General features: G+C 64.2%; 8 protein-coding genes. 4 read left to right on the top strand and 4 right to left on the bottom strand.

Features of this window, described 5'->3' with window-relative positions:
• The first annotated feature begins 28 nt into the window (after window positions 1–28).
• The 4 genes from GH983_RS04195 to GH983_RS04180 are packed head-to-tail and all read left to right on the top strand — an operon-like array spanning window position 29 to window position 3,624.
• Window positions 29–940, top strand: coding sequence for a siderophore ABC transporter substrate-binding protein (locus GH983_RS04195; RefSeq protein ID WP_153761711.1), 912 nt, complete (start codon window positions 29–31; stop codon window positions 938–940).
• The gene (locus GH983_RS04190; protein WP_153761710.1) at window positions 940–1,917 is read left to right on the top strand and encodes an ABC transporter permease; all 978 of its coding nucleotides are present in this window, start codon (window positions 940–942) and stop codon (window positions 1,915–1,917) included. Before GH983_RS04195 ends, GH983_RS04190 begins: the two co-directional genes overlap by 1 nt.
• Window positions 1,910–2,854 carry an iron chelate uptake ABC transporter family permease subunit gene (locus tag GH983_RS04185; protein ID WP_153761709.1) on the top strand — a complete coding sequence of 315 codons (945 nt, stop codon included), beginning with the start codon at window positions 1,910–1,912 and terminating at the stop codon, window positions 2,852–2,854. The genes GH983_RS04190 and GH983_RS04185 overlap by 8 nt, the downstream gene beginning before the upstream one ends.
• Window positions 2,851–3,624: an ABC transporter ATP-binding protein gene (locus GH983_RS04180; RefSeq protein WP_054150946.1), complete on the top strand. Its 774-nt coding sequence runs from the start codon at window positions 2,851–2,853 to the stop codon at window positions 3,622–3,624. The genes GH983_RS04185 and GH983_RS04180 overlap by 4 nt, the downstream gene beginning before the upstream one ends.
• A 114-nt stretch (window positions 3,625–3,738) precedes the next feature.
• On the opposite strand, the gene GH983_RS04175 is transcribed toward GH983_RS04180, so the two are convergent.
• From GH983_RS04175 to bcsA, 4 genes are read right to left on the bottom strand one after another with little or no spacing between them, the layout of a single operon-like run.
• On the bottom strand, window positions 3,739–5,637 hold the full coding sequence (locus GH983_RS04175) for a hypothetical protein (RefSeq protein ID WP_069041920.1): 1,899 nt from the start codon (window positions 5,635–5,637) through the stop codon (window positions 3,739–3,741).
• Complete coding sequence (locus GH983_RS04170; RefSeq protein WP_153761708.1) at window positions 5,616–6,707, bottom strand: glycosyl hydrolase family 8; 1,092 nt, start codon at window positions 6,705–6,707, stop codon at window positions 5,616–5,618. The genes GH983_RS04175 and GH983_RS04170 overlap by 22 nt, the downstream gene beginning before the upstream one ends.
• Complete coding sequence (locus tag GH983_RS04165; RefSeq protein WP_153761707.1) at window positions 6,704–9,022, bottom strand: cellulose biosynthesis cyclic di-GMP-binding regulatory protein BcsB; 2,319 nt, start codon at window positions 9,020–9,022, stop codon at window positions 6,704–6,706. The genes GH983_RS04170 and GH983_RS04165 overlap by 4 nt, the downstream gene beginning before the upstream one ends.
• Window positions 9,019–11,250 (bottom strand): UDP-forming cellulose synthase catalytic subunit, encoded by a 2,232-nt coding sequence (gene bcsA, locus GH983_RS04160; RefSeq protein ID WP_246727496.1) that lies wholly within the window; start codon window positions 11,248–11,250, stop codon window positions 9,019–9,021. The genes GH983_RS04165 and bcsA overlap by 4 nt, the downstream gene beginning before the upstream one ends.
• Window positions 11,251–11,493: the final 243 nt, after the last annotated feature.

Here is an 11,493-nt window from a genome sequence, read left to right as displayed (position 1 = left end):
CACCCGCTTACGTTTCGGAGAGACCAGAATGACCACCCGCTCCTTTACCCGCCGCGCACTGATCGCCGCCGGCCTCACCCTTGCCGCCCTGCCGGCGCTGGCGCTCGATGTCGAGACCTATGCCGGCAAGGTCACCGTCGAGGGCACGCCGTCGAAGGTTGCCGTCTTCGACATCGCCGCGCTCGATACGCTGCTGGCCATCGGCGTGATGCCATCAGGCATTCCGGAAAACCTGTATCTGCCGGAACTGTCTGATCTGAAGGGCAAGGCCGAGGTGGTGGGCGATATCTTCGAGCCGGATCTCGAAGCCTTGAGCGCGCTTGCGCCTGACCTGATCATCGTTGGCGGACGCTCCTCCGGCAAGGAGAAGGAAACGGGCAAGGTCGCGCCCTCGCTCGACATGACCATGGACGGCGTCGATGTCGTCGACCAGGCGCGAGAGCGGGCAACGACCTATGGCGCGATCCTCGGCAAGCAGGCAGAGGCCGAAAAGGCCGTTGCCGATTTCGACGCAGCGCTCGCCCGCGCCAAGGCCGCCGTTCAGGGCAAGGGCAAGGGCCTGATCCTGATGACCAACGGGCCGAAGATCACCGCTTACGGGATCGATTCCCGCTTCGGCTGGGTGCACAAGGCGCTCGACCTGCCGCCGGCAGTCGAAGATGTCGAAGCCGCCACCCATGGCGAGCCGGTCTCCTTCGAATTCATCGCCAAGGCCAATCCCGACTGGCTGCTGGTGCTCGACCGGGCCGCCGCCATCGGCGCCAATGACCAGAATGCCAAGGCAACGCTCGACAACGCGCTGGTCGCCGAGACCAAGGCCTGGAAGAGCGGCCAGGTGATCTATCTGCCGTCGGCGGATTTCTACATCGCCGCAGGCGGCCTCAAGGCCACCGAACGGGTGCTGGCGACGATCGAGGCCGGTTTCTCCGCCAGCCAGTGATGTCTGCCATCGCTGATACACACCATCGCCGCGTGATGATTGGCGCCTGGCTCTGCCTGGCGCTTCTCGTCATGTTGAGCCTTGCCATCGGCGTGCAGGAACTGTCGCTCTCCGGCACTGACAGTGCGATGCCCTTTGCCGATCTCATGGCCATCAGCCGTCTGCCGCGCACGCTTGCCGCCGTGCTCTGCGGTGCGGGGCTCGCCGTTGCCGGCCAGATCATGCAGACGCTGACGCGCAACCGCTTCGTCGAGCCCTCGACGGCGGGTACCGCCCAGAGTGCAGCACTCGGCATCCTGATCGTGACGCTCTTTCTGCCGGCCGCCGGCCTCGGCGTGAAGGCACTGGTCGCCAGCGGCTGTGCGCTCGCCGGCACCGCGCTGTTCCTCGCCACCGCCCATCGCCTGCCACCGGAACAGCCGCATCTCGTGCCGCTCTTTGGCCTCGTCTATGGCGGCGTGGTGGGGGCGGCCGTCACCTATGTCGCCTGGCAGACTGATCTCCTGCAATATCTCGACATCTGGACCAATGGCGAATTCTCCGGCGTGCTGAAGGGTCGCTACGAGCTTCTCTTCGTCGCCGTGGTCATCGTCGCGGCGGCGATGCTGATTGCCGACCGGCTGACGATCATGGCGCTTGGCGAGGACCAGGCGACCAGCCTCGGCATCGATTATCGCCGCATGACGCAGATCGGGCTGGTGCTGGTCTCGGTCATGTCGGCGCTCTCGGTCGTCGTCGTCGGGCTCATCCCCTTTGTCGGCCTCGTCGTGCCCAATCTCGTCTCGCGTATCTCGGGCGACAATCTGCGCGGCACGCTGCCGCTTGTGGCACTCGGCGGGGCGATCCTCGTTCTTGCCTCCGACATCGCCGGGCGCGTCATGCGCTTTCCTTACGAGATCCCCGTCGGCACCGTGATGGGCGTGATCGGACCTGCTGTCTTCCTCTGGTTCATCCTTCGGGAGCGTCGCGATGCGTGACCGGATCGTGATCGGCCTCCTCCTCTGTCTGGCGCTCTTGGCCGTCATCGCCTTCATGACGGTCAACCTGCGCGGCAACATCGCTTTTGCGCTGGAGCTGCGCGGCGTCAGGCTTGCGGCGCTGGTGACCGTCGCCGTCGCAATCGCGCTCTCGACCGTCACCTTCCAGACGATCACCGGCAACCGCATCCTCACCCCGTCGATCATGGGCCTCGATGCGCTCTACCAGTTCGGTCAGGCAGCCCTCGTCTTTGCACTTGGCGGGCTGGGTTATGTCTCGCTCTCGCCGCATCTGAAATTCGGCATGGAGGCATCCGCGCTGATGCTGCTGGCCATGGTCATTCTCTGGCCGGCGCTGAAAAGCCGGATGGACCTGACGCTGATGCTGCTCGCTGGCGTCGTCATCGGCGGGCTCTTCCGCAGCCTGACCAGTCTTTTGGCACGCCTGATCGATCCGCAGGAATTCGCCGTGGCGCAGCGGGCGATGTATGCCAACTTCTCCGCGCCGAATACGGACCTGCTCGCCATCGCAGCACTCGTTACACTGTTGGCCGGCGGCTTCCTCTTCTCGCGCCGCCATCTGCTCGACATCGCCGCGCTCGGACGCGACATGGCCATCGGTCTCGGCGTCGACTGGAACCGGGTGGTGCTGCACAATCTGCTCGTCGTCTCGGCTCTGGTCGCCGTTTCCACCGCGCTCGTCGGCCCCGTCACCTTTTTCGGCCTGTTGATCGCAGCGCTTGCCGAGCGGCTGACGTCCTCGCGCCGGCATGCTTCCGTCTTCGTGGTTGCCATGTTGCTCGGCGTGATCGTGCTGGTCGGCGGGCAGACGCTGTTGCAGCACGGGCTTGGCCAGGCCGGCACGCTCTCTGTTGTCGTCGATTTCCTCGGCGGCCTTGTCTTCATCCTGCTTCTGTTTGCGAGGCGCACCCGATGATCGAATTCCAATCCGTCAGCCTCACTCGCGAAGGACAGCGCGTGCTTGAGGGCATCGACCTTGTTCTGCCGAGGGGTGGCCTCACCGCCCTGGTTGGCCCGAACGGGGCTGGCAAATCGACGCTTCTCTCGCTTGCCGCCCGGCTGTTGCCGCTGCAGCAGGGATCCGTCACCATCGACGGACTGCCGGTCGGCGCGACGCCCGGCAAGGTGCTGGCCAAGAAGCTTGCGATCCTCCGACAGGATTCCGGCCCGCCGCCGCGCGTCACCGTGCGCGAAATGGTCGGCTTCGGCCGCTTTCCGCATAGCGGCGGGCGGATGACGACGGAGGATCGCGCCATGGTCGAGGAGGCGCTTGCCCGTTTCGAGCTCGAAGGCCTTGCCAACCGCTCGCTCGACCGTCTCTCCGGCGGCCAGCGACAGCGGGTGATGGTGGCGATGACCTATGCGCAGGGGACTAACTATATCCTGCTCGACGAACCCCTGAACAATCTCGACATGTATCACGCCCGCCAGCTGATGCTGGAACTGCGCCGGCTTGCCGATGAGACCGGCCGCACCATCGTCATCGTGCTGCACGACATCAACCATGCCTCTGCGAGCGCCGACCGGATCATCGCCATGAAGGACGGCCGGATCGCCGCCGACGGGCTGCCCGGTGCGATTATGCGAACCGAGGTGCTGGAGGCGATCTACGGGTTTGAAGTGCCGGTGGTCGAAACGGGCGGCATGCGGCTGGCGCTGCAATATGCCCGGATGGGCCAGGCGTAAGCAGTCATTGGTCCGAAGCGCGCTTTTGTGGACTCCAGCAGATCGGCCGCCGGAAGAGACTTCCCCCGACGGATCGGGGGTTATCATCCGGCGCCCTTGGTCAGGCTTACCCCGTCACTGCGTTTCGACCCTGCCCTTCTTCTCGTCCTTCTTGTTCTTCTGCAGCAGCCAGGTCAGCAGGTCGGGTGTTTCCTTCGGCTTGGCCGGCGGCCGCTTTGCCACAACCCTCGGGCGATAGACCTTGACGTTGTCGAGGGCTGCGAACTTCTCGCCATACTGCTTCTTGATCGATGCGACCCGTCCCCAGTTCTTTGCGCGCGAGGCCAGAACCGCAAGGCCCACGACGCCGCCTTCGGTCGGCTCCCATTCCACCGATTGCTGGAAGAGGCGCGTTGCGTCCTTGGTGGCCTTGTTGTCGAGGCGGTGCCAGGCAAGCGCCTGGGCGCCCAGTGCCGATTTCTGCTCGAAGACATAGGCTTCGAAGGTCTTCAGCTCCTCCTCTGTGGGTACCAGAGGGGTGTCCTGATCGGTGAGGCCGGCCGATAGCAGCTCGATATAGATCTTCTTCAGCTCCGGGGTCTGGGTTGCATATTGGCGGGCCAGCTGAAGCGCTTCGTCGCGATGCTCCATGTTGCGCAGCGTGAGGATGACGCCTTCGATGCTCTTCAGGCTGGTTGTCATGCGCGTGGCGCTGACGAACCAGTGATAGGAGGCCTCCCAGCTTTGCTGGCCATAGTAGAACCAGCCAAACAGCTCCGCATCGGCGGCCGAGAACGAGCGCTGGGCATAGTCGCTGAAGCGCTGCAACTCGTCGAGCGTCAGACCGGTCGCGGCATTGCCCTGAGCAATCTGGCCCATCTTGCGGCGCACGAGATCGAAGGAGACATTGTCGAACTCACCCGTGCCGTCAGGCAGGACAGAGCCGAGGGCGACCAGCGAACGGGTTCCGGCTTCGGGCAGCAGAAGGCTTGCCTTCTGCACCGTCGACAGCCGCTCGCTCGGATCCTCGCAGGTCGTGACGATGTATTTGTAGAGATCGAAGGCACGGGCAAAGTCCCGGGACTGGGCAAGTGCTTCGGCCGTGATCCACATGGTGTTCATCTCGGCACAGACCATCAGCTGCGGCGAGCCCTCGGCCAGGCTGACCACCTGGGCCCAGTTGCGCTGGGCGTGCGAGCGCTCCATCAGCCTGCGGGTTTCGGCCTGGGCCAGCTTGTCGAGGAGTTCCTGGCTAGGCTTCCAGTTGGGGTTCTCGCTCTGCAGCCTCGCCATCTCCGTGCGGACGCGCACATAGTCGCCGCTCCCGAAGATATCCCAGAGCGGCTGTTCGGAGATGTTGTTCGGAGCGTCAAACAGATCCTCCGGCGCATCCCAGTTGGGATAGAGAGCCTTCAGGCGGCGCAGCTCCGCGCCAAGACGTTTCAGGTCGCGTGTCTGGGCATAGTAACGCAGCGCCGTGTCATCGACCTCGGGCCGGGTCGCAACCACGGGCTCCTCGGTCTGCTGGCTGAGGCGGGCGATCTGGAGCTCGACACTGTCGCGACGCGATACCGCTGCGGGCGCCTGGGCGCTGACGGCGACGGGCGCCGGCTGAACAGCCGGTCTTTTCGCCGCTGTCGCCTGGCTCGGCCCAAACGGGTTTTCACCCGGCGCGACATCGCGGATCACAGGTGAGGCAGCCTGCGGCGCCATGGCCATGGGGGTTGTCGGCTCCGGCATAGGGGTGGGCAGAACGATCTGGGCGGCAGCCGGTGCGACGGGCATCACCGGCTGCGGCGCTGCGATGGTCGGCGGCACGACGGGCGGAAGGGTCGGCGCCGCGACCGGCGCGAAGCTCGGCATCGCCGGCTGGACGCCAGCTGGCACGGAGACGTTGGACAGCACCACGCCGCCCGGAACGACAACGCCCATGGCCGGGAAGTTGTTGAACCCATCTCCCGTGGCCTGGCTGATCGGGATGGTGATGCAGGCGCCGAGAAGAAGGGCAGTCTTCAGGGGAAATCGGTCAAACATGTGGGATACCTTTCAGCGATCGCCATGAGGCTGAGCACATGGAGCGTGGCGGGGTAGTAGTCTTGGGAGCTGAAGTCAGAGAGAAGGGCGACATCGGGACGTCGGCCCAGGCTGCATTCGACGAGGCCGGCGACGGCCTGGTAGCCGGGGCCGGGCATTGGGGCGAGACGCGTGGCGGTTGAAAGCTCGACGACGGACATGGAGGCTTGACCGAACTGCTTCCAGTGGGCGGCAAAGACCTCGAGAATGTCCGGGTAGTCGCGCGAATACCAGGCCAGATAAAGCGGAACGCGGATTGCATCATAGCCGAACTGCGAGGGGTAGCCGCTTGCCGGACGTGGCGTCTCGCCCGAGAGAGACACCCAGTCCGCCGGCAATCTTGCCGGACCGAAGCGGGCCTCGCGCAGCAGACGCACACCGCTGTCCATGAGGGCTGCGGAGGGGAAACGGTTCGACAAACGTCCGAGATCGACGATCGCCGGAAATATCCAGTAGGCCATGTTGACCACCGGACCGTCCGCCTGGTCGTTTTCTCCGAAACCCTGAACACCGGGCAGGATAACGAGGCCGTGTGCCGTGTCGATCGCGGTCCGGGCGATGATGGCGTCTGAAATCCGCCGGGCCTCGCGCTGCAGGTCGGCATCGCCCCAGCGCTTCCCGGCCCGCATCAGCGCCCAAGCGATGAGCAGGTCGCCATCGGTCGCGTTGTTGCGATCCGTGATCGGCGGCATCTGCGTCGGATCCCAGCGCCAGGCGGCGAGACCGTCCTCGCGGACGAAGAGGTTGGCCTTCGTCCACTGCCAGATGCGATCGAAGCCGTCACGATCGTCAGCCGCCTCGGCCATCAGCATGCCATAGCCCTGGCTCTCGCTGTGGCTGATGCCACCGGCCCGGTTGTCGACCACCCGCCCCTCTTCGGTGAGGAAGTTGTGGCGGTAGACCAGCCAGGCGCCGGCGGCGAGATCGGCTGCAACATTTTCCTCCGTCTGCGACCGCACCATCGTTGCGGCACCCGTAAACAGGGAGCAACCCAACAGCAGAAGCGACAGGAGACGCGTGCGTGTCTTCACGATTTCCGTCCCTGCCGAAGAACGACGAAGGTCGACGCGCCGAGAAGGATTGCGGCGAGGATCTGCGCAATGGTGAACTCCCGGGCATTGTTGGAGAACCAGCCGGCCACGATCAGGCGGCCGTTCTGCAGGCTGAGCGGTTTCGTCTCATAGAGACGCTCATGGGCCGCCATCTTGCGCTCGACGAAGGTCCCGTCACCCTTGAGGGCGTTGACAGAGCCGCCGAGACGACCCCAGACATCGGCCTCAACGAGGCTTCTCAAGCCGTCTGAAAGCAGAGCCGGATCCCGAACGGCGACCACAGTCCAGGCATCCCTGTCGTTGACGAGACGCTGGGCGACCAGCATGTCTGCTTCGCCGCTGACCTGGTAGACGGCGTCGGCTGAGAGGACATTGCTGTCTTCGACGAGACCGAGCTGAGCGGCCTGGATGCGGATGCGGGTGCTGATCCCATCGTAAAGATTGTTGGTTCCCTCCCGCAGGCGGGCAACGAGAGACGTTGGCCCCGGTTCGTCCACCGTCACCGGCGTGCCGTCGACGGAGAGTGCGGGGGCGGCCACTTCGACCGGCGCGCCGCTCGGATCCGCAGAAGTCTGATCGATCGAAAGGCTCAGATCGCTCGCGATCGGATTGAGGTTGATCCCGAGATCCGACTGCAATTGGCCGGAAAAACCGGAGAAGGTTCCGAAGGCCAGCAGCGACCCCTGGCGGTCCAGCGGCCAGCCCGAGGTGACCGAAACGGGGCTGACCTCGCGCGACACATAGGCCATCTTGGCGAGGAAGGTGCCGGCTGCACCAAGAACAGCGTTGTCCATGTTTTCGACGTAGAGCGGCATGGCCGCATCGTCGTCAAAATCCGCCTTGCCGGCGGAGACCACCGCGAGATTCGGGGCGTGGCCGATCTGGGCGAAAGCCGGGATATTGAGGGTGCTGTCACCCTTGATGAAGAAGCGCGCGGTGGTGTTGCCGAGGGTCGAGGGGTCGCAGACCATATCGGACGCCGCATGCAGCTCCGCCTCGAACTCGATGACATTGTAACCGGGTCTCAGCTTGTCCAGCGGGATCGGCAGGACCTGGCCGTCGATGCGGCCTGAGCGCGCCTCGCCGAGGCGGATATTGGCGACGGTGTCACCGTTTGCGCGGATGACCATCTGGGCCGTCGGCGAAAGACCGGCGGCGTATTCGGCATTCAGTTTCAGGTTCGCGGCACCATAGTCACCCGGATAGAAGTCCGCCGGAAGGCTGAAGGCGATCGCCTGCTGGAAATGGCGGCCGGCGAAGGGACGGGCGACGAAGCCGAGTTCGGCCAGGGTGTTTGCGCTGCCGGATTCGAGCAGGCGTCCCCGACGATTGCCAAGCGCGCGACGTCCCTGGGGCGAGCCGTCGGTCACTTCCGTCTGGGCACGCAGGGTAAAGTCCCGGATCGTGCTGACGAGTTCATCGGCGGTACGGGCTGCCACCACCATGCGGCTCCGGCCCGTGGCCGGATCGATGTCGAACTCGACGCCGGACTGCTGCGGGACAACACCGATCAGGTCGCGCACCGTACCGAAGGTGCCGACCACTAGATCGATGCCGGGACCGGAGCCGGCACTGCTGCCGACGGTGACCACCGGACGATCAAAATGGCCGAGGATCGAGAGCGCCTGCACGACGGCAAAGGTACGGTCGATATCTTCGCCGGCAGCACCGCGGGGGATCAGGCCGTTGATGGCGGCATGACCATTGACGTCGCGGCTATAGGCGAGAAGCGTCGAGACATCGCTCGGATCGTCCTTGGCGTTGCGGGTGAAAACGAAGCCGCTGCGGGCAGGATCGATCTGGGTCCACAGTTCATAGGTCGCCTCGACCGAGCAATCGACGCGATGCGACTGGTCCATCAGCACGGTCACGGCATTGTAGCCGGGCTGAAGAAGCCCCTTCGGCAGCTCGAGCTCGACCTGATGGGCGTCACCGGACTTCAGGTTGACCGACCCGATGTCCCGGTCGTTGACGAAGATGCGCATCGCAGAGCGTTCCGGCGCGACCGAGATCGCCGTCTGCAAAGTCAGGATCAGCTTGGCCGAGCCCGTCATTTCCGAGGGCAGCACGACGAAAGGATATTCGCGATTGGCGGTCTCGCCGGTGAAGAACAGGTCCTGCTTGTCTGCAATCAGACGGCGGATCTGGCCCTCGTCCTGGAAATATTCCTTGGCTTCGGTCTCAACCTTGACCTGCGGTGCCAGAACGAAGCCGGCGGAGGTGGATGCAGCGGACGGCGAGGCTGCGAAGAGCAGGCCGACGATCGCCAGCGAAGAGAGGTGTTGCCTGATCATTCTCCGGCCTCCTGGTGACGGACCGGGGCAGCGGCCAGGGCCGCACCGGCAAGAGGTTTCAATCTCTGCGGCTCGGCCTTGTCGGTCGGCTTGCCACCGAGCGCGACGCCGATCGCGGCGAGCGGGCACATGATCGCCCAGCGCAGGATGCGAATGCTGCCGGCGATCATGCTCTTTGGGCGCTGGCGCAGGGCACGCTGTTCCCGGACCACCGACATGTCGTGCATCAGCAGTTCCGCGATGATCGGGAAGTGATAGGGCTCGGCATCGAAGCGCAGTGCAATCGCGCCGTCTTCGTCGGGTGCTCCGCCGGCAATGCTGACGGGCAGCGAGGTGACGAGCATGGTGGAGGAGACGTTGAGCAGCTGGAGGCGGCCGTATTCGCCCTTGCGCAACATGCGGGAGGCGCCCTGTGCCGGGATGAGCTTGGCACCCTTGGCGGAGGCCTCGGTGATTGCCCCGCGCAGGACGGTCTCGCCGAACTGCAGCTCGACATTGGTGCGCAGCGGCAGCTCGACGCCGGCGAGGTCCTGGCTGCGTTCGGTGACGACGCCCAGCGCACAGCCGGCGATCATCAGGTTCATCCAGTTCCAGGCACCGACGATCAGGAGCAGGCTCGAGATCTCAGGCTCGGTGTTGTAGCGATAGGCCGCGACAAACAGCGTGAAGCACAGGATGCCGAAGATGATGAAGTAGGGCAGCGAGAGTTCCGAAAGGCGGTCCTGCTTCAGGGAGACGCCCTTGGCGGTCACCTTGAAGGTCGGGCTCTTCGGCTTCAGGAGCACGCTGATGATCGCCTGGAACAGATAGACCGACTGGACATATTCGTAGAGTTCGGAAATCCAGGGCCAGCGAACGCTGCCATAGAGATAGCTGCGGACCATTTCCCCGACGATCAGGTACATGACCGTATAGGCGAAGAAGTCTTCGAAGGACGCGACGAAGATCTTCATGTCGAAGAGGATGAAGAGCAGCGGCGCGACGAAGAAGACGGCGCGTACGAAGGGGAAAAACCAGAAGAGCGAGCTCGAGATATAGCTCAGGCGCTGCGGCAGGGAGAGGCCGCGCTTGAAGAGCGGGTTCTTGAGCATCAGGATCTGCACCATGCCCTGGCACCAGCGGGAACGCTGGCCGACGAAGCTGGCGAAGGTTTCCGGCTGCAGGCCCGAAATCAGCGGCTTGTCGATATAGAGGCTGTTCCAGCCGCGGGCGTGGAGCTCGAGGGCGGTCTCGCAATCCTCGGTGATGGTGATGCCCGAAAAGCCACCGACCTCTTCCAGAGCCTCACGGCGCAGGACAGCGGCCGATCCGCAGAAGAAGGAGGCATTCCAGCGGTCGAGGCCCTTCTGGATCTTGCCGTAGAACATCTCGTTCTCGGACGGCATGCGGCCGAAGGTACCGAGATTGCGCTCGATCGGATCCGGGTTGGAGAAGAAGTGCGGCGTCTGGACGAGGAACAGGCGCTCGTCCTCCAGGAAGTAGCCGACGGTCTCGCGCAGGAAGTTGCGTTCCGGAGCATGATCGGCGTCGAAGACGACGACAAGATCGGCATGGGTGCGCCAGAGTGCGGCATTCAGATTGCCGGCCTTGGCATGCACGTTCTCCTGACGGGTCATGTAGACGGCGCCGAGGTCGCTGCAGAGATCCTTGAGGATTGCCGCGCGCTCCTTCGCCTGGGCTGCGGCGACCGGATCGTCGGCATTGCGCTTCTGATCGGTGCCGCCGTCGTCGAGGAGATAGACGGTGAACTTGTCCGAGGGATAGTCCATCGCCCTGGCTGCCGCCACGGTGAGCGCCAGGATCTCGCGATCTTCATTGTAGGTGGGGATGAAGACGTCGACGGTCGGGCTCTCGTCGTCGGCCAGCTGCGGCGCCCGCGGGCGATCAATCGGATCGGCGACGACGAAGAGGCTGATGCCGAGCATCAAGATGCAGTACATCTCGGCGGCGTAGAGAATGACACCGGGAATGAAGGAATAGAGATCCTCCAGCGGCGGCAGGGTGCTCGTCGTGCGCCAATAGGCATATTGCAGGATCACGACGCTCGCCAGCGCCAGGAAGATGTGGCGCCAGAAGCCGTCGAGCTTCAGCAGCATGATGGCGCCGAGAAGGGCGATCACGATGATGGAAAGGTTGAAGCGCGCGGCATGGCCGACGGGCTGGGCGATCAATACGAACATCGCCACGACGATGGCCAACCAGGTTGCATAGCGAAGCAAATCTCGCACGGGCTCGGACTCCTCATGAGTTCAATCGTCGATTGACCCGGGATGGCCCTGCCCGCTTCGCCGCGCTCTCGAATGCGTCCTCGAATTGAGACACGTCAAGCAAGATGGGGAAGCGGCAAGACCCGAAAGGTTAATCTTGACTTAACGTTAGGAGCCGTTCGCGGAGAATGGGAAGTGCAGTGTGTCACTGACTTGCGCAGTTGTCGGAATCTTGTCGCAAAATGTCCGAATAGTTGCGGTGCA

The organism is Agrobacterium sp. MA01, assembly GCF_009650195.1.
Taxonomy (GTDB): domain Bacteria; phylum Pseudomonadota; class Alphaproteobacteria; order Rhizobiales; family Rhizobiaceae; genus Allorhizobium.
This window is presented reverse-complemented; position numbering and strand designations above follow the sequence as displayed.